The 18,220-nt window shown below is 50.2% G+C and carries 16 protein-coding genes; 6 read left to right on the top strand and 10 right to left on the bottom strand.

Translation table 11 applies throughout. From position 1 onward, the window contains the following. Positions 1 to 82 precede the first annotated feature (82 nt). The 9 genes from BGO59_RS21570 to BGO59_RS21530 form a co-directional block, all read right to left on the bottom strand. A complete protein-coding gene (locus BGO59_RS21570) occupies positions 83 to 1,039 on the bottom strand; it encodes a dihydrodipicolinate synthase family protein (protein WP_293686615.1) in 957 nt (318 codons plus the stop codon). Beyond that, a complete protein-coding gene (locus BGO59_RS21565; protein ID WP_293686614.1) occupies positions 1,036 to 1,977 on the bottom strand; it encodes a DMT family transporter in 942 nt (313 codons plus the stop codon). The genes BGO59_RS21570 and BGO59_RS21565 overlap by 4 nt, the downstream gene beginning before the upstream one ends. Then, a complete protein-coding gene (locus BGO59_RS21560; protein WP_293686612.1) occupies positions 1,974 to 3,107 on the bottom strand; it encodes a mandelate racemase/muconate lactonizing enzyme family protein in 1,134 nt (377 codons plus the stop codon). Before BGO59_RS21560 ends, BGO59_RS21565 begins: the two co-directional genes overlap by 4 nt. Continuing rightward, complete coding sequence (locus BGO59_RS21555; RefSeq protein WP_293686610.1) at positions 3,104 to 4,066, bottom strand: 3-hydroxyacyl-CoA dehydrogenase family protein; 963 nt, start codon at positions 4,064 to 4,066, stop codon at positions 3,104 to 3,106. The genes BGO59_RS21560 and BGO59_RS21555 overlap by 4 nt, the downstream gene beginning before the upstream one ends. After that, positions 4,063 to 4,470 (bottom strand): Rid family hydrolase, encoded by a 408-nt coding sequence (locus tag BGO59_RS21550; protein WP_293686608.1) that lies wholly within the window; start codon positions 4,468 to 4,470, stop codon positions 4,063 to 4,065. Before BGO59_RS21550 ends, BGO59_RS21555 begins: the two co-directional genes overlap by 4 nt. Continuing rightward, positions 4,467 to 5,261 (bottom strand): creatininase family protein, encoded by a 795-nt coding sequence (locus tag BGO59_RS21545; RefSeq protein WP_293686606.1) that lies wholly within the window; start codon positions 5,259 to 5,261, stop codon positions 4,467 to 4,469. Before BGO59_RS21545 ends, BGO59_RS21550 begins: the two co-directional genes overlap by 4 nt. Before the next feature lie 361 nt (positions 5,262 to 5,622). After that, positions 5,623 to 7,209, bottom strand: coding sequence for a SusD/RagB family nutrient-binding outer membrane lipoprotein (locus BGO59_RS21540; protein WP_293686604.1), 1,587 nt, complete (start codon positions 7,207 to 7,209; stop codon positions 5,623 to 5,625). Positions 7,210 to 7,220: 11 nt separating this feature from the next. After that, complete coding sequence (locus tag BGO59_RS21535) at positions 7,221 to 10,418, bottom strand: SusC/RagA family TonB-linked outer membrane protein (RefSeq protein ID WP_293686602.1); 3,198 nt, start codon at positions 10,416 to 10,418, stop codon at positions 7,221 to 7,223. A 582-nt stretch (positions 10,419 to 11,000) separates the two neighbouring features. Continuing rightward, positions 11,001 to 11,639 carry a GntR family transcriptional regulator gene (locus BGO59_RS21530; RefSeq protein WP_293686600.1) on the bottom strand — a complete coding sequence of 213 codons (639 nt, stop codon included), beginning with the start codon at positions 11,637 to 11,639 and terminating at the stop codon, positions 11,001 to 11,003. Between the two features lie 279 nt (positions 11,640 to 11,918). Between BGO59_RS21530 and BGO59_RS21525 the strand changes: the two genes are divergently transcribed. From BGO59_RS21525 to BGO59_RS21510, 4 genes are all read left to right on the top strand, one after another. Beyond that, positions 11,919 to 12,074, top strand: coding sequence for a hypothetical protein (locus BGO59_RS21525; RefSeq protein WP_293686598.1), 156 nt, complete (start codon positions 11,919 to 11,921; stop codon positions 12,072 to 12,074). After that, positions 12,065 to 12,331, top strand: a complete 267-nt coding sequence (locus tag BGO59_RS21520; protein WP_293686596.1) for a cyclophilin-like fold protein — start codon at positions 12,065 to 12,067, stop codon at positions 12,329 to 12,331. Before BGO59_RS21525 ends, BGO59_RS21520 begins: the two co-directional genes overlap by 10 nt. 12 nt (positions 12,332 to 12,343) lie before the next feature. After that, positions 12,344 to 12,739, top strand: a complete 396-nt coding sequence (locus BGO59_RS21515; protein ID WP_293686595.1) for a cupin domain-containing protein — start codon at positions 12,344 to 12,346, stop codon at positions 12,737 to 12,739. A 121-nt stretch (positions 12,740 to 12,860) separates the two neighbouring features. Further along, positions 12,861 to 13,610: an SDR family NAD(P)-dependent oxidoreductase gene (locus BGO59_RS21510; protein WP_293686594.1), complete on the top strand. Its 750-nt coding sequence runs from the start codon at positions 12,861 to 12,863 to the stop codon at positions 13,608 to 13,610. A 297-nt stretch (positions 13,611 to 13,907) separates the two neighbouring features. Here BGO59_RS21510 and BGO59_RS21505 read toward each other — a convergent pair whose 3' ends face one another. Further along, positions 13,908 to 16,013, bottom strand: coding sequence for a tetratricopeptide repeat protein (locus BGO59_RS21505; RefSeq protein ID WP_293686593.1), 2,106 nt, complete (start codon positions 16,011 to 16,013; stop codon positions 13,908 to 13,910). A gap of 204 nt (positions 16,014 to 16,217) precedes the next feature. Here BGO59_RS21505 and BGO59_RS21500 point away from each other — a divergent pair, with 204 nt between their 5' ends. Together BGO59_RS21500 and BGO59_RS21495 are read left to right on the top strand one after the other, a co-directional pair. Continuing rightward, positions 16,218 to 17,330, top strand: a complete 1,113-nt coding sequence (locus tag BGO59_RS21500) for an alcohol dehydrogenase catalytic domain-containing protein (RefSeq protein WP_293686592.1) — start codon at positions 16,218 to 16,220, stop codon at positions 17,328 to 17,330. After that, positions 17,327 to 18,142: an alpha/beta hydrolase-fold protein gene (locus BGO59_RS21495; protein WP_293686591.1), complete on the top strand. Its 816-nt coding sequence runs from the start codon at positions 17,327 to 17,329 to the stop codon at positions 18,140 to 18,142. The genes BGO59_RS21500 and BGO59_RS21495 overlap by 4 nt, the downstream gene beginning before the upstream one ends. The last annotated feature ends 78 nt before the right edge of the window (positions 18,143 to 18,220 follow it).

The raw sequence follows: 18,220 nt of genomic DNA, 5'->3' as shown, positions 1-18,220 counted from the left end.
GTGTTGACTATCAGGTCATTTATCCTGAATTATTTATTATTCATCTTACATTATCCATTATTCATTTTACATTATTCATTAGTTAAGCAACAAGGCTACTGGCCACTGACCGGATGGCATATTTTTCGTTGTTCACTATGTCGAGAACGCGCTGGTTCAGCTCCCGTATGTAGCTGATCGACGAGGGGTCGGGAATATAGGCGGCTTTTCGGGCGATGCTGTTGCTCAGTACACCACGGGCAATCAGCAGCTCTTTCTCGGCGTAGTGGAACAACTCCATGTTTTGGAGTGAGAAGAATATCTGCGGCATTACCCGTTCGAATAACTCGAACGCTTTGGCATCTTCGCCGGTAGAACGCAGGGTGAAAATCTTTTGCAGTATGTCGGCAACGGCCAGTCCCGGCATAACACCCCGTATACCGATGGGTACCAGTTCGAGCATGTACAGCCCCCCCCAGCCTTCAAACAGGCCAATTTTGTCGTTTGTGGCCTGAATGATGCTTTCGAACTTCGGTGCGCACAGGGGTTCTTCCAGTTTCAGGTATTTGAAATTCGGGTTCTCGTCCATCAACTCCTTGATGAATTCCACACTGATTGATGAGCCGCCGGGATTAAAGTCCTGAATCAGAACGGGTGTGTTTGGGATCGACTGTAAAAATTCGGACAGATATACTTTTAGCGAGGTTTCGGGTAGGCTGAAAATTCGGGGAACCGCCAGCGAGATTACGTCGGCACCGGCCTGCACATTAGCCTGCGCCAGTCGGATGGCTACTTTTAGCGAAGGATGATTCGACTGAGCGACGATTTTCAACCGACCCGCAGCCCGTTCAACGGCTACCCGTACAACCTGTAATTTCTCGTCGTCGGTCAATTTGTAAAATTCGCTGGCGTAGGCGGGCAGGCAAACAGCCTTGATCCCACCGTCGATGGCAAAGTCAATTAAACTGCGGAGCGCGTCTTCGTCGATCTCTTCATTTTCGGTAAATGGTGTTGGAATAATGGGTACTACGCCAAACAGTTCGTTGTCTGTGTTTGTCATAACTTTGCCGGTTCTTGATTAATGTTAGCTACTTTTTTTTGTTGTACTTTACTATCGACAATGGATAGGATAAGGGTTGAGGCCAGCACGAGAATGCCACCAATGATGGCCTGTCGGTTCAGGGTTTCACCGAGCCAGATGGCAGCAATGGGTAACCCCATGAACGTGATGAGGTAATTCGATAAAGCGACCTGCGTAGCATCCAGATTCTTCAACGCTTTGAAAAACAGGAGCATCGACAGGAAATTGTGAAAGAGCGTCAGCGAGATCATGCCGATCCAGGTGTTCGTAGTGAAGCTCGGAACCTTCCCAAACATCTCCGGCTCGTAATACAGCACCAGGGGCGTTAACAGAATCGACATCACCAGGTAGGTATAAAAAACCATCTCCATCTCGGTGTATTGGCCCGATACTTTTTTGCAGCCCACATTGTAGTAGGCATTGCCCAGAATCGCCAGGAAGATCAGGCCGTTGCCCAGGGCATAGCGGGAGCTTAAGTCCATCCGTTTAATGTCGTCGGTTGAGCAGAGAATCACCCCAATGATGGCGATGGCAAAGCTGATCCAGCGGGCCGTATTCATTTTTTCTTTCAGGATCAGAAAGGCGAAAACGGCCGTAATCACGGGCAAGGTCATGACCAGAATGGCGGCATTACTGGCTAACGAATACTGCGTTCCCCAAGTCATCAGTACCTGCGAGGGGAAGGCGCCGAGAGCGGCCAACTGCACGAAAATCAGGATGTCCTTTAGCTTCTTGCCGCCCTTTCGAAAATCCCGGATGACAAACGGAGCCAGGAAAATCGTGGCCAGCAGCATCGGTGCCCAGACGGTAAAATACGGCCCGACCTGATCCTGCGTCAGTTTGATGCTGGTGAAATGGAAGGCCCAGATCAGGTTGCAGAAAAACAGAATCGCCCACGACTGAATCGACTTGTTCATAAGCTCGCTTGTAAAAACTGATTCGTTTTGTAGGTGTCCAGCGCGTCATAGTCCAGCTCAATGCCCAAGCCTGGTCCCGTCGGTACGATAGCCGCTCCGTTCTCGAAGCGGATGGGTTCGGTAATCAGGTCGTCGGTGCGGACCAGCTCGCCAAACAGATCGGACGGAATGGTACAGTTGATGCTGGCTGCGGCAATATGCAGCCCCATCGTTTCCGAGATGCCCAAGTCCACCTCCGAACCCCGCCAGCAGGATTTACCTTCCAGATGCGCGATTTCAGCCAGCAGCACCGAGTTGTAGGCCGACCCATTAATGTTGTACCCATCCACGGCATCGGCCCGAACAAAGGCAATCATGTCGCGAATGTCCTGCGTGTAGGGCAGGGAAATATGTCGGTACATGGGCATACCCAGCGTTTCGCGGAGGTACTTGAACCCGGTAACATCGGCGTGCAAAATCGGGTCTTCGAGGCCCAGCATAATGGTTCTGTCAACGCCTTCCATCAACCGGAGGGTTGTCTCCACATCGGTCCAGCGCTGGTTTGGGTCAAGCAGGATTTTGATGCCATCACCGCATTTGTCCCGAATGGCTTCCGTCCAGAGCCGAACCGGATCTTCGTCTGAGCATTTGAATTTGAACGCCTTATGCCCTTTTCGCATCGCTTCATACGCTTTCTGGGCAGCATCTTCCGGCGTCCGGCGACCTGTCCAGCCAAAACAATCAATCCGGTCGCGGTACGTACCACCCAGGAGTTGGGACACCCGCACATTGAGCAACTTACCAACAACGTCCAGCACCGCCGACTCAAACGCTTCGTAAATGCGCTGATCAACAATGGGTAAGCGACGCCAGTTAAGTTTTAGCACATCCTGCCCAACCAGATCCTGCATGGCCTGATGGAGTAACTCCCCAGACGCACTCCGGTAGGTTTCGCCAATACCCGTCAGGCCGTTGGCCAGCGTGAGTTCAATGATCCATTTGGGTTGGTTGGCAAACTCGGTCCAACGCTCACCGGTCAGGAATTTTTTGGCAAAGGCCGAATCGCTGTCGATGACTTCATCGGAGTTCAGGCTGCCCGGTTTGGCCGGAACAATCACTTCGGTAGCCTTTATGGTTTGAATACGTGTCATTTAGTATCGTCGGTAGCGGTAGGCGTGTAGGTTTGCGCGAGTTTCCGGATGTCGTAGCTGAAGTCGATGAACTTCTCCTCCCATTCTTTGGCCGATTCGGGCGTGTAGGGGTAAAATCCCTGGGCATTCTGCACGCCTTTCGCCCCCGAGGCAACCAGCTCTTCCATCAGTTTCGGTGTTTCGGTGCTGTTGCTGAGGTCAGGGAACAGGTCTTTCATAACGGTCAGGTAAGCGGGAATGCCCGTCAAGTCCATGAATCGAAACGGCCCCGCGAAGGTGATCCAGTAGCCCAGATCATTCCGAAGCGAGCGGTCCACATCCTCAATCGTCGCGTAGCCATTTTCAACCAGATTGAACGACTCCCGAAGCATGGCGTACATGATCCGATTGGTAATGAATCCCCGAATGTCTTTCTTGAGCAAGGACGGTTCCTTGCCCCAGCTTTCGGCTAGTTTAACGATCTCGTAGGCATAGGCTAAGTCGGAATCTTTCCCGCAAATGACCTCCATAAATCGGGTAATGTGCGCTGGTTCGGCCCAGTGAAGACCCAACAGCCGCTCAGGATGGTTGAGGCCGCTTTGTAATACCGATACTGGAATGGCCGAGGTGTTACTCCCAATGATAGCCGTAGGAGCGAGGACCGTTTCCAACTGTTGATACAGCCGTTTTTTCTCGTCGATGTTCTCGGTAATCGACTCAATTACAACGGGGTGATTGCTCAACAATGACACATCGTCGGTAATGGTCAGGCGCTCGATAACGGTTTGAGGTGTATCCGTCAACAGCCCTTCCTGGCTTAACTGCTGTAGATAGCCAAGAATACGATTCCGGGCTTCATCAGCGGTTTCGATTTCTTTAATCAACGAGGTAACCGTATGACCAGCCGCCAGTATGCAGGTAGCAATGCTGCTTCCCATCAGGCCAAGTCCTACCGTTCCGATACGTAGTTGAGAACTCATACATCACGGGGTTGAAGGGTGGGAGATGTAATCCGGGCAATGGCGTCAATTTCAATCTTGATCCCATCCGACAATACCGACTGGACGGTGGTGCGGGCCGGGCGTATGCCGGTGAAGAATGACCCGTAGGCCGCGTCGTACCGATCAAACTCATTGATGTCTTCCAGGTGAACGGTGCATTTGACAATGTCGTCGATGGTTCCCCCGGCGGCTTCCACAATCTTTTGTACGTGTGATAGCGTCAGGAGGGTTTCTTCTTCGATGGTGCCGTGTTTCACCTCGCCCGTCACCAGATCCAATGGCCCCTGACCGCTAACGAATAGCAGATCGCCCACCAGAACGCCAGCTGAATAAGCGCCTGTGTTGATCGCTTTGTTGGGATGTTTGATTTCCAGTTTCTTCATGGTTTTGTTGCCAGGTTTTCAGATAAAGGCCAGTTTTTGAAGGCGTCCAGAAACTGAATCAGCGCCCTGACGGCCGCATCGAATAGATGGTTTCCTTTTTTTGGGGTTCCCAGTTGTGGTTCTCCGCTGCTACCGTTGCTGGAAATGAATTCGGTTTGTTTGAAGACCGTTACGCCCCGATACGGCTCATCGTCTTCCCAGCCGATGTACCCATTTCGCTCTGGTCGTTGCGCCCGCACTACCTGATCCATCCAGACTTTTTCAGGGAAAAGATGAAGCATCAGGCTCGTTTCATATTCGCAGGCATGGCTCAGCGCGGGGCTTTCCATGGGTGTCTCTCCAGCGAACACGCTACCGGCTAATTCCCAATAAGTCGCCAGAGCAATGGTTGGCTGATGACTCGCATCGAATCGTTTGCTTAATACCGCCAGTGCCTGTTTCACTGGGGTAATGTTACCGCCATGTCCGTTGAGCAGGACAATCCGCTGATGCCCACTGAGCACCAGCGATTGTACCAGATCAATAATTACCTGCGTGTATAGTTCCGGTGCCAGACTCATCGTACCGCCAAAAGACAAATGGTGGTGACTGGAGCCAAACGGCAGGGTTGGGCAGAGCAGTACCGTATCGGGCAGGGCCTTCTCGGCTTCCTGAGCAACCCTGGTTACGATATCCGTATCGGTTGACACCGCCAGATGCGGACCGTGCTGCTCAATTGCTCCGAGGGGAAGCAGAAGTACCTTGTTGATATAGCGGTTAATCTGTGGGTAGCTAAGATCAGAAAACTTCATGGGTTAAGGAAATACCATTACTAGGCTTTATGATTTATTTGTTGACGAAATTATATAATATTTGTTTACAAAATACAGATTGGTAGATTAAAATATAGTAGGGTATGTATAACGCTAATGATAAGATTTTGACCGTGTAGCGGTTGGACCCGAAACTTCTCGTGCTTACGTGTCGTAGACACGAGAAGTTTCGGTCTGTGTCCTCACAGAACGCCTTAAAGTAGGCTGATTGGTAGCGTTCTGTGAGGACACAGACCGAGGATGCGGCTTAGGGGTTGTACTGACGGGCTTCAGCTCGTGATGCGTTGACTAGAAGCACAGGCTGAAGCCCGTCAGTACAACCTAATCGCTCCTTTATCTACTAGTTTTTATCCCACCACAGCGGGGTAGCGGCATTATCGGGCCCGCTCAGCATATTGACGGCTTTGGTAACTTCTGGTGCGTTCGTCTGTTTTTCCGAGTCCAGGAAAGGCATCCGCCGGATAAAAGTACCGCTTGGTAAATCCGTATTTTCAGAGTGAACGACTGGATACAGCTTCGGCAGACCGCTTCGGCGTACGTCGGCCCAGGCTTCCATACCATCCGGATACAGCGCCAGCCATTTCTGTTGCGCAATCTGTTTACGCTGCATGTCGGTCGACGTACTCCATTTTACGGGGTAGTCGTTGACGGCTGGCGAATTCATGCCATCCTGTGGTGCAATAGGAACGGCGGTGTTGATGACATAAGCCGCTATGGCTGCCTGATCCGTAATGCCCCATTGCGCCATCGATGTGGCAATTCCTTTTTTATACAACTCTTCGGCCGTACCGCCCATACTCCAGCCGTTCAGGGCACCTTCAGCCCGCAGGAAGTACGCTTCGGCAGCGTGCATCAAATCCTGCGAAACGTTATAGGTCGTTTTCCAGTCGTTATTGACCCAGTTAACCCAGCGTGTGCCCATATTCGAGTTGTAGGGTCGGGAGTTGATCGGAATAATTTTTTCGGAGGTGAATAGCCCATTTCGCACCCCTTCATAGGTACCTGTAGAAACCGCTGGCTGGAAGTAAATAGGCAACCGGGGGTCGTTATATCCCTTTAAAATGGATTCCATCGTAGCGCTCATCCGAATATCGTCCCAACCCGCCGTTACGGCCAGCCCATTGTATTCATTGTAGGTCGTTGTCGATTTGGGCATATAGGCGTCATCGGCGATATCGGTCAGCACACCCGCCGTAACAGCGGCTTCGGCCTGCTGTTTGGCCAGGGTTGGATTTACTTTCGAGATTCGCAGGGCAAGGCGCAGGCGCAGGGTGTTGGCCAGTTTCATCCAGGCTGTGGCTGGATTGGCATTTTTGCCATACACCAGGTCATAGGAGCCAAAAGGCTTTTCGGTGGCATGTGCTTTTAAGACCGTAGTGGCGGCATCTAATTTTTTGAAAAAATCATAGTAGATCGAGTCCTGGGGTGTGTAAGAGACATACCGTTTACCCGAAGCGGCATCGAAATACGGAATGGGTCCGAAATAATCCGTTACACGGTGAAACATCCAAACCCACCAGACGTTTGCCACCGCATTCTCCGCCGATTGAGGAGATGTTCCGGCCATGATCGTTTTGAGCTGCGGGGCCGCCGACGTATAGACGGGGTTCCAGCAGGCGGGCATCCAATCCTGCCGAACAACGTATCGGTCGGTTGGGAAGGACTGGGCAGCCTGCGCAAAAAACTGCGAGTATACCGACGCGATGGTGCCTTCGCCTACTTCAAAATTGTCGGGGCTTAACGTAGGCGTCATCAGTGCGTAGGCAAATAGAAACGGGTACTCCGTACTACCAACGCTGCTGATTTTGGTTGGATCGGTATTTAGTGTTTCAAACTGATTGGTGCAATTGGCTAAGCCAATGCCTACCAGCGCAAGCACAACAAGCTTTGTGGTTGCCGAATAAAGGGAATTTAGCCGTTTTAACATGATCAAAGCATTTAGAAAGAGAGTTTGAGGTTCACACCAATGTTGCGGGTCGATGGCAGATTATAGTATTCTACCCCCTGGAAGTTACTGTTGCCGAAACTTACTTCCGGATCGAAATCCATTTTTCGTTTGCCAATGCCCGGAACATCGAGAATGGCGCTACCCCGGTAGAGGAAGAACAGGTTACGGGCTACAAACGACAGGCGGGCGTGTTTGAAAAAGCCGGGTAACCGGGTGAAATTGTAGCCCAGCGTTAATTCGCGTACCCGAACATTGGTGGCATCGTAGGTGAAGAACTCACCCCAGGAGTAATCGCCCTGCGCTATGGTTTGCCAGAATTTCTCCGCATTTACCGAAACGGTATTGGTTTCCCCTGTGGGGGTTACGCCCGGAACCAGCCAGGAGTTGGCATCCCGAAACGCTACTGTACTGGCCGAGGTGCCCGCATACGCCATCTGCGCCGACGTACCCGAGGTAACGATGCCGCCGAACTTACCGTCGATCAGCAGGTTCAGATTCCAGTTTTTGTAGGTAAAACTGTTGCTAAAGCCTGCGGTGAATTTTGGGTTAAAGTTGCCGAGTTTTTCAATAGCGTCGGTTTTTACGGGAACGCCATTGGCATCGACTACGTACTGACCATTCAGCGTTTTCCATTTGTAGCCATATAAATCGCCATACGAGCCACCTTCTTTAACAACGGGCGTAGCCATACGCACGTTAGCCGATGAGCCAAGGTAGAACAGGCTTACCCCTTCGTACAATTCAAGTACTTTGTTGGTATTTCGGGCATAATTCAGACCCATATTCCAGGTGAAATCCTTTTTGACGATTGGCTTGCCCGTCAGCATGACCTCAAACCCTGAATTCTGAATATTGCCCGCATTCACATTCAGCGTCGAATAGCCGGACGAAGCGGGGGAGGCCACCTGGAGCAACTGGTTTTTGGAATTGGTCTTATAATAGGTCAGGTCAATACCCAGCCGATTGTTGTAGAAACCCCATTCTGTACCTATTTCCAGCGACTGAGTAAGCTCGGGTTTAAGATCCGAAATGGCCTTGGTGCTGCTGCTGGCAATATAGCCACCAAAACCCCCACGGATATAGCTATACGTTTGGCCCAGCAGGTAGGGATTGGCGTCGTTACCCACCTTCGTTACCGAGGCCCGCACTTTGCCAAGACTAATCCAGTTTGGCAACTTGATCATTTCAGAAACGATAGCTGATACACCTACCGACGGGTAGAAATAAGAGTAAGGCGATGGCAGGGTACTCGACCAGTCGTTTCGGGCGGTCAGGTCTAGAAACAAGTAGTCCCGATAGGCAAACTGGGCCGTTCCGTAAACTGACTGAAGTTCCCGTTTACTGGTGGTAGCTTCTACTTTTAGCGTAGTGGCATAGCTCAGGTCATACTTGTTGGGGAAGCCCAGCCCATCGGCAATATTGACCCGATGACGCAGGCTGCGGGTCAGCACCGAACTACCCAGGTTATAGTTTACTTTCAAATCACTCGTCAGGCGGTTCGTGCCGGTCAACAATACATCGATGTTGCGTTCGGCGATGAAATCATTGCCTTCGGAGTAATAACCACCCGGCTGACGGGCATAGTTAACCGTGTTGTTGGCGTATTTCTGGGTGATGAAATCGTTGTAACTATCGGAGCTAACCCGTCCCTGAATATTCAGCCAGTCGGTAAGTTTATAGCGCATGACCAGCAGGCCCGTTACCCGACTCCGGTTCTCGTCGTGGTGCGTGTTGTTGATGGTCCAGTATGGATTCATGTACACGGGGTCGGTGGTGGTCCAGTAGGTAGGTGTTTCAACCCCACTGACGTTCACCGTTTTATACGACTTTAAGGTTTCGGGGTCTACACTTCTAGGAATTCTGAAAATATTGGCAACCACCAGGCCATCTCCCCCTACACCTGGCTTATCGTAAATGTTCTGAACCATGTAGGTAACCTTGGCATCGACGGATAGCCGGTTCGTCAAATCCACGCTCATCCGGCCATTGAAGGTGTTTCTAGACAGGCGGTTATTGGGGACTATACCGTTGATGTAGTTGTTCGAATACGACAGATAGGTTTGTACTTTATCGGAGCCGCCACTTATGCCCACCGAGTTGTTGGTCGATACGGCAGTCTGGAAAAAGTCTTTGATATTGTCGGGATAGTCCTGAAGATTGACCGTTTTTCCCTGCCAGTTGGTCACACTCTGTCCGCTGACGGCAGGCCCCCAGCTTCCGCCCGCCAGCGTCGAGTAGGTCCCTCCCGAACCCTGCGCATAGGTGTTCTGAACGTTGGGCGTGGTTAAGGCGCGGTCGATGGTCACACCCGAATTGATGTTGACGTCGATCTTGCCACTTTTCCCTTTTTTCGTTGTGATAATAATTACCCCGTTGGCGGCCCGGCTACCGTAGAGGGCAGCTCCGGCGGCTCCTTTCAATACGTTAAGCGACTCAATATCATCGGGGTTGATGCTCGAAGCCCCGTCGCTACCGCTCTGACCTCCGGCATCGTTCCGTACCTGACCAGCAGGGGTAGAGTTGTCGATAGGCACCCCATCCACAACGATTAGGGCATTATTGGAGCCCTGAATGGAGCGGTTCCCCCGAAGGACGATCCGGGTAGCACCACCAGGGCCATTTGCCGATGGGGTAATGGTTAAACCAGCAATTTTCCCCGAAAGCGTGTTGGTGAAGTTAGCATCCCGAACCTCGTTAATTTGATCTCCACCAATCTTCTGGATCGCATAGGTAATGGTTTTGGCTGCTCGTTCGATACCGAGTGCCGTTACGACCACTTCGCGCAGGACCATGCTGCTTTCCGACAGAACGATGTCGCCCAGAGCCGAGCGATTGCCCAATTCAATTTCCTGGGGTGTCATGCCGATATAGGAAATGACGAGCGCATTGACGGCGTTGGAAACGGAAAGCGTGAATTTCCCATCAGCATCGGTTGTAACGCCCGTATTACTGCCTTTGGCTACGATGGTTGCACCCGGAACGGGGCTTTTCTGGTTATCTAGCACACGCCCCGTAAGCTGCTTTACCGGTTGGGCGAAGGCACGATTCGCGGTAGACAGGTTCATTAGACAGAATGCTCCTTCGATTACAAGGAAAAAGAGGGTTAGACAGAAAACCCGCCGGATGTGCTTGCCTGTACTGCTGTTGCGATCAGGAAAACTAACGGATGGTTTGGCTAGTGTTTTCATAAGGTAGTTTTTTGTCAAAAAGTCGCATGATAAAGATTATAGGTAATGAGTTAAGTGTACGCTGAGAATCGGGCAGTAACAGGGACGCATCGGGCAATAAGTTCCTTACCAACTCCAAGGGTGTGGCCTGGAGCTTATAGGTGTGTAGCTACCTAGGAGGCTTTCGTCAACGAGCCGGATTGCACGACTATGAACAATACGACTAGCGGTCTTTTATTCGGCCTGCTATCAGTTACGCAATATGTTTCGGCTTATTTTTGATTACAAATAAAAGCAAATTTTGTAAACAAAATAAAAAGAGAAACTAAAAAAATATTTTTCAAGCCAAAGAACTGGCCGAGTAGGGAAATGAGTTGGGTTTCAGGTTCGTTTTCTTCGTAAGAACAGGTAGGCAACAGGAGAACGTGTGGCTGGCGGATAAATCAGCGGAAATAATAGGGCTAATCTTGTTGGGTTTTAGCCATTGTATCCGATTGTGGGATACAGCCAGATAGGCTTACTCAAGCGTACGTTTGAAAAAACCGACAATATTAGCAATAAGAGAAGAAGGGATAGTGAATCCTGATTGGGCAGATGGGCTATTTATTCAATCTCCAGCGAAGCCGTTTCTCCCCGGAGTAAATGCCTGATAAGGGCATCCTGAGCAAGTGATAGATCTCTGTCTTTCAAGCCTTTTAGTATCTGTCGGTGCTCCTGGTCGGTAAGCTCATAATCGTTCATGTGGATCTGAGTCTTTCCAATTTTTTGGTGGAATAAGGGAATGTTGCTGATTTGGTAAATGTCCATCAGCTTAGAATTACCGGCACAGTCGATGAGGGTTTCATGAAATTTAACATCAGCCTCCAGTGCTCCGCTCAAATACCCACGAGCAACCATTGAGGTGAAATCATTGCAGATTTCCTCTAGTTTTGCAAGTTGCTGATCATCAATCTTTTGGATCGCTAACCGCAGGGCGCTCAACTCCAATATTTCGCGTATTTCACGTATTTCACGAATATCATCGGCCGTTATGGATTTCACGAAATAGCCGCCTTTCTCGCCAAAGACAACCAGTTGCTCACCCTGAAGGCGCGTCAATGCTTCGCGAACCGCCATCCGGTTCACGTCCAGCTTTTTAGCCCAGAGATCTTCTTTTAAGCGTGTACCTGCTACTAACTGGTTAGATAATATTTTGCGCCTGATTTCGATATAAACTTTATTGGCGAGTGAATCAACTTTCATATTTTGTAAACAAAAATAGACCTACAAGGATGGCAAATGTAAGATTTTTGTCATTAAGTAAGAAGTCTACAATACATCATCTTCCATACAATCTACCTAAGTAAAAAGAGTTCGGTGAGGTGGTCCGATTTAGCGGTACACTGAATTTGTCTGATTTGTGTCGTACTCCTGTTCGAACTGTTCAGGGCTTTTGTAGCCCAGCGACGACCGGGTCGCCTTTTCCTGAGTGCGCTCATGCTCGTTTTTATACGTAGTATGGCCTGCAAAACCGATAATCTAATGACTTTCGAAAACCCACGGCTACCCGATACCACGTACACCGATACCCCTTCAGTTACCGATAGTACATCCAATCGGCTCTCAATTCGGATTGGTTCCCGCACATTCAAAGCCACGTTGCTCACTAATCCGACGGTAAAGCCCGATTGCCCCTGACAATTGAGATGAGTGAGTTGAACGGCAACGAGAAGCTATACCGATTTGCGGACAATCTCCCGACCAACTCATCCAATCCGGGCACGATCCAAACGGGCGACTTGATGATTTATGGTGGCAATACGCTGGTGCTCTTTTATAAATCGTTTCCGACAGTCTATACGTATACGAAGCTGGGACAAATCGATGATCCCACAGGATTGGCAGAGGCTCTGGGCACCGGACGTATCACCGTCACTTTTAGCTTATCGAACTAAGATATAGTAAGAATGGAAATCACTAGAAACGGAGCCCAGCCCTCCACAATAGGCCCGGATGCCTGGTTTACAGGGGCAGTGCGCATAGACCCTCTATTCTCAACGAAATCCTCGACAAAAGCGGCTGGTGCCCTGGTCACGTTCGAACCCGGTGCCCGAACCGCCTGGCATACGCATCCAGCGGGCCAAACCCTGATTGTTATGTCGGGTATGGGTTGGGTGCAGCGCGAGGGAGGGCCCATCGAGGAGATTCACCTCGGCGATGTAATCTGGTTCGAACCCAATGAAAAGCACTGGCATGGCGCTTCTCCCTATAAAGCAATGAGCCACATTGCGATCCAGGAAAGCATAAACGGCAATGTGGTAACCTGGATGGAACAGGTAACCGATCAGGAATACACAAAATAGGAAAGTGGAAACCGCACTATTCAGCACGTTGTATCAATTAATTGTTTTGTAATGCGCTATTAGCCGTTGTCACAACGGAGCCTGATAGTGAAAAATCAATCAAAATTTAAGCAGCACAGGTATGGATGAACAGGTAGTACTGGTAACAGGTGCCGGTAGTGGTATGGGCGAAGCAGTAGCTTTGCTGGCCGCAGCAAGAGGGGCTAAAGTGGTGGTAGCCGATATCAATGAAAAAGCCGCCCAGTCAGTGGTCGAGACGATAACCGCACAAGGTGGTCAGGCCATTTCTGTAAAATGCAATGTTACAAACGCCAAAGAAGTAAAAACAATGATTGACCAGACCGTAACTGTGTACGGTCGACTGGATGCTGCGTTCAATAATGCGGGTATCATGGTGCCGATGACAGACACAGCCGATCTGGACGAGGAGGTATTTGATCGGGTTGTCGATATAAACCTGAAGGGTGTATGGCTTTGCATGAAATACGAATTGCAGCAAATGCGTAAGCAGGGTAACGGAGCCATTGTCAACAACTCGTCGATTGGCGGCCTGGTTGGTAGCGCTGGCCGTTCTGCCTATCATGCTGCCAAGCATGGCGTACTGGGCCTAACAAAATGTGCTGCCGTTGAGTATGCGCCAAAAGGAATCCGTATCAATGCTGTATGTCCCGGCACGATTGAGACACCCATGGTCGATAGTATGTTTAACACCGGCGATTTATCGGAGCGGGCAACCACAGAAGGTGCACCTATCAAACGACTTGGAAAGGCAACAGAAGTGGCCGAAGCGGTTTTATGGTTATTTAGTCCTGCTTCCAGTTACGTTATTGGCCAGCCAATTTCGGTAGATGGAGGTCTTAGCATCATATAACCCTTGTTAGCACACACTCAGACGAGCAATAGTAAAAATAGCCATTACTTGTGTTTTGTATACTTAACACTCAGCACAAGCAATGGCGAATCGCAATTTTCCTACGTTCAGCTTCCGATCACAATGCCCTAGATGTCAGTCGAAAAAATTAGTTCGCCTGCATCGGGAAGGTTGGCTCCGACGGATTCCTTTCGCCAGACTGTACTCCTGTTTACGTTGCCGAAAACACTTTTTTACCATCGTCTTTGCCTCTTCCCAATCACAAGCCGAATAATTTATTCAGAAATGAGTAATTCTTCAGGAAGGCACCTCGATCTGAATGCAGGCTCCATTACCAGGCGAACTCTCCAGTTTATACACGCCTTTCAAGGTTTCCACACGAGCGGTGATGTTCCGCATCCCAATGCCATTGGCCTGTGATGTAGGCGAAAAGCCTACGCCATTATCCCGTATGGTTAAACGGATCTTTTTGGGCTGTCGGTCCAGATCAATACGAACCTGATTAGCCTGCGAATGCTTTATGCTGTTGTTGACCAGTTCGAGGGCGATGTAGTATAACTCCGATTCGATTTTTGCCGTTGGCCGTTTCTCTACCCCGCTGATGTTGAGCAGAAATTGCATGCTCGGATTGAAATTGAGTTTATCTGTCAACTTCTGTAAGGCAGAAGCCAGGCCATGCGTCTGTAATTCGGTAGGTAGCAGGTTATGCGAAATCAACCGAACATCCGAGTACACATCGTCGAGCATCTGCACCATGCCCTCGTGCATGACGCGATCCTCCTCGCTATACTCCGCCACGTCCCAGGCTTCCATCCGCCAGCGTAACGCTGCCAGTTTGGTATTGAGGTTGTCGTGCAATTCGGAGGCTACCCGCTTTCGCTCGATGTATTGTCCTTTAAACAAGGCGTCTTCGATTTCCTGATTCTTTATGACCAACTCCTCGTTTTTGGATTTCAATTTCCGGTTCGACCAAAAGATAAAGCCAGCCAGAAGCGTAGTCAGTACTGAAATTGTGATCAGAAAATTACGGGCCTGGGTCAGTTTATCGTTCGTCAGTGTTTGCAGGTTTAGTTGAGCCTGTTGCCGCTGCTTATCAAATGCATAATTCATGGCCGAAGCGGTGGCTTTCTGAACCGATTCTTGGTTGAGCAGTGAGTCCGAATCCGCTTTGTATGTTTTGTAATGGAGCAGTGCCTTATCCAACTGCCCAATTCCTTCGTAAGCCTGGGCCAGAATCGAATGATATTCAGATGTTTCGGCCAGTAAAGGTGGATCAGATTCAGCGGCCCATGTCAACCCTCCGGTAGCATACGTAATGGCTCGCTGGTACTGATGCTGGTTCAGATAAATCTTCGCATAATTGATCTGAACCAGATGATCCAGAAAATCGTCGGATTCGGTCACATCCTGAAACAACTTATCGCCCAGTTGGGTATAGGTTAAGGCTTTATCGAATTGCTTCTGTTTGATATATACCCTCCCGATTCGAAGGTAGGTTTTGGGTAGCCAGTAGGCGGCCTTCGTCGCTTTGTGGATGGCTACAGCTTTTGCCAAAACACCTAGAGCAGCATCGTAATGGCCCTGTTTCTCGAGTATTTCGGCCCGTTGATTCAGTAAGAAAGCCTCTAGTACTTTATCATTTCGCTTTTTAGCAACCCGTTCGGCTTCATCGAATGTTGTCGACGCTTCCTCATACAACCTCAACGCAGCATAGGCTACACCAAGGTTCGGCAATGTTGAGCGAAGAGCTGCCAGGTCATTGGCTTCTTCTTGAAGCTGACGGGCTTTCAGAAAAAACGCAATGGCCTTGCTGAAATTCCCCGTCCGAGCGAAGAACTGCGCTTTTTCACCATACACCGTACCCTGCCACGACTTCTCTCCCAGTTCGGTAAAGATTCCCTGCGCTTTATCGAAAAGAGGCATAATTTCCCGCTGGCGGGTCAGGTTGGTTTCCAGCAACTGCGCTTTGCGCATGTAAGCTACCGCTTCCATATGGCGGTCTTTCAGCGTAGCGGCTATGCGCAAAACAGTATCTACCTGCGTAAATCCTCCGTCGAAATCGACCATGCGATCGGCTTCAATGCGTACCAACTGCAATCGGGCTTTACCCTCTCCAGGCAGAAACGCAACTTGTTTGGCGAGCTTTGCTGATTGGCTACAGTAATACACCGCCAGTGAATCATTTCCACTAAGCCAGTAGGTATATCCTAGTTCGTACAATAACCGAATCCGCACCGTATCAGTCCGGGCAGTTCGGAGCTGGTTTAGCAACGAATCAGTCGATTGCGCCTGAAGGGTCAGTGTAAATCCCAGAAAAAACAGCAGTAAACGGTTCGTCACAACGGTCGGAATAGTCAGATTAACGGAAAGGTTTGTGGATATTTTTGCCGTGAGCTTAGGCACAGGCGTGGCAACAAGTTACTCATAAAGGCTCAATAAATAGCGAGCGTTTGGGCCAGGCATCTCCCGAATCAATCCGGTCTTCTGACAAAATGAAATTTCTAACTGGAACGAGAATTGAAAGCAGTATCAACCCGGTTATCCTTTCTTTATACACGGGCAAAGGCCGATTTTTACCTCCTTTACCAGCTAGTCCCCCTTTCACCTATGACTGAATGCAAAGCCGCCATTGCTGATGGAAACGGTAGCTACTCCATCGAAACGATTTCAATTGCCGACCCTCAGGGCGACGAAGTGCTCATACAAATCAAAGCGGCTGGTATCTGCCACACCGACTGGGATTCTCAATCCTGGGCCAAACCACTGGTCATGGGCCACGAAGGGGCTGGCATCGTGGTCAAAACGGGCAGTCAGGTACGCAATCTGCAACCCGGCGATCCGGTCATGCTGAACTGGGCCATACCTTGTTACGAATGTTTTCAGTGCCAGGAGGGGAATCAGCATATCTGCGAACGAAATTCAGCCGTAACGGCAGGCAACAAAGTGAGTGGTGGCCACGCTACGCTTGCGTCGACGCAGGCCAAAGGCACGCCCATTGAACGCGCCTTTGGCCTGGGCACTATGGCCGAATACGCGCTGGTTCGCGAAGCGGCCTGTGTAAAGATTCTGGTCGAGATCCCCTTTTCGTCGGCAGCCATTGTAGGCTGTGGCGTTATGACAGGCTATGGCTCGGTAGTCAATGCAGCCCAGGTAAAACCCGGTCGGTCGGTTGTTGTGCTGGGCACCGGAGGTGTTGGGCTCAATGTGATTCAGGGAGCCCGTATTGCCGGAGCCAACCCGATCATTGCCGTCGATGTGAATCCATTACGGCTCGAAATGGCCCGCGTCTATGGCGCTACCGATACTGTTTTGGCCGATAAAGCCGACGAAGGGTTGTTGCAGGCAGCCTCGCAGGTCAAATCCATGACCAATGGGCGCGGGGCCGATTATGCCTTTGAATGCACGGCCATTCCGGCCTTAGGGGCCGCTCCACTGGCTATGGTTCGTAATGCAGGGGTAGCCGTTCAGGTCAGCGGTATCGAGCAGGAAATCAAGATCGATATGAACCTGTTTGAGTGGGACAAGCTCTATATCAATCCATTATACGGCAAATGCCGCCCCCAGATCGATTTTCCCATTTTGCAGCATTTATACGCCAAAGGCGATTTACTGCTCGATCAGATGGTAACCCGAACGTATCCCTTGACGGATTTGAACCAGGCATTTGCCGATATGCACGCAGGCAAAAATGCGAAAGGTGTTATTGTATTTGACGCATGAGCCGTTTTTTCACCACCGAGCTGGCCGAACAGGCCGGATTGCAATTAATTACTGTCAAAAGCAACGCCCTGAAACGACGCGCCGACCTGACCGTTTTTCAGCCGAAGGGGACCGAAGCCAGTATAAACCTTCCGGTAGTCATACTGCTGCATGGCGTATATGGCAGTCATTGGGCCTGGACGGCCAAAGGCGCTGTTCATCGAACCGCTCAGGCACTTATCGATCAGGGAGCGATCAAACCTATGTTGCTGGTGATGCCATCGGATGGTCTTTTCGGCGACGGGTCAGGCTATGTGCCGCATCGGCAGGAAGATTACGAAGCCTGGATTATCGATGATGTAATTGGCGTTATCCGGGAGCAGTTTACGTGTGTAGGGCCAACATCCCAACTGTTCATTACAGGTTTATCGATGGGTGGTTTCGGGGCACTCCGGTTGGGCGCTAAATACCCGCATCTGTTCAGTGCTTTCAGTGGGCTGTCGTCTATTACGCATTTCACGCAACTGAGTCAGTTTGTCCAGGATTTTTCGGCTTTACAAAAGGCCGCTATCGAGCAGGATGGCGTTCTGGACTGGATGCTGACGCATAAAACGAGCCTCCCTCCTTTCCGGTTCGACTGCGGCACCGAAGACAATCTGTTAGCAGCTAACCGGGCGTTACACCAGCGGCTCCTTGCTCACCAGATACCGCATACCTACGACGAATTTACAGGTGGCCACTCCTGGGACTATTGGCAGAAACACATCGGCCAAACCCTACGCTTTTTTAATCAGCACAGTCGTGTATTGAGTGATTGGCGATTGAGTGGTTGAGTGAATTGCTGACGCAAACTGATTTTCACCCAATCACTCAATCACCCAATCACTCAATCGCTCAATCAAATATTCTCC

The sequence above is a fragment of the Spirosoma sp. 48-14 genome, assembly GCF_001898575.1.
Lineage (GTDB): Bacteria > Bacteroidota > Bacteroidia > Cytophagales > Spirosomataceae > Spirosoma.
Note: the sequence above shows the minus strand (reverse complement) of the source record. Positions and strands in the feature narration are given on the sequence as shown.

Coding starts and splice junctions, on each gene's coding strand:
- BGO59_RS21550 (WP_293686608.1), bottom strand. CDS start 4,470: ATGAAGAAACTGGAAATCAAACATCCCAACAAAGCGATCAACACAGGC.
- BGO59_RS21530 (WP_293686600.1), bottom strand. CDS start 11,639: ATGAAAGTTGATTCACTCGCCAATAAAGTTTATATCGAAATCAGGCGC.
- BGO59_RS21495 (WP_293686591.1), top strand. CDS start 17,327: ATGAGCCGTTTTTTCACCACCGAGCTGGCCGAACAGGCCGGATTGCAA.
- BGO59_RS21555 (WP_293686610.1), bottom strand. CDS start 4,066: ATGAGTTCTCAACTACGTATCGGAACGGTAGGACTTGGCCTGATGGGA.
- BGO59_RS21545 (WP_293686606.1), bottom strand. CDS start 5,261: ATGAAGTTTTCTGATCTTAGCTACCCACAGATTAACCGCTATATCAAC.
- BGO59_RS21525 (WP_293686598.1), top strand. CDS start 11,919: ATGACTTTCGAAAACCCACGGCTACCCGATACCACGTACACCGATACC.
- BGO59_RS21535 (WP_293686602.1), bottom strand. CDS start 10,418: ATGAAAACACTAGCCAAACCATCCGTTAGTTTTCCTGATCGCAACAGC.
- BGO59_RS21510 (WP_293686594.1), top strand. CDS start 12,861: ATGGATGAACAGGTAGTACTGGTAACAGGTGCCGGTAGTGGTATGGGC.
- BGO59_RS21570 (WP_293686615.1), bottom strand. CDS start 1,039: ATGACAAACACAGACAACGAACTGTTTGGCGTAGTACCCATTATTCCA.
- BGO59_RS21560 (WP_293686612.1), bottom strand. CDS start 3,107: ATGACACGTATTCAAACCATAAAGGCTACCGAAGTGATTGTTCCGGCC.
- BGO59_RS21500 (WP_293686592.1), top strand. CDS start 16,218: ATGACTGAATGCAAAGCCGCCATTGCTGATGGAAACGGTAGCTACTCC.
- BGO59_RS21515 (WP_293686595.1), top strand. CDS start 12,344: ATGGAAATCACTAGAAACGGAGCCCAGCCCTCCACAATAGGCCCGGAT.
- BGO59_RS21565 (WP_293686614.1), bottom strand. CDS start 1,977: ATGAACAAGTCGATTCAGTCGTGGGCGATTCTGTTTTTCTGCAACCTG.
- BGO59_RS21540 (WP_293686604.1), bottom strand. CDS start 7,209: ATGTTAAAACGGCTAAATTCCCTTTATTCGGCAACCACAAAGCTTGTT.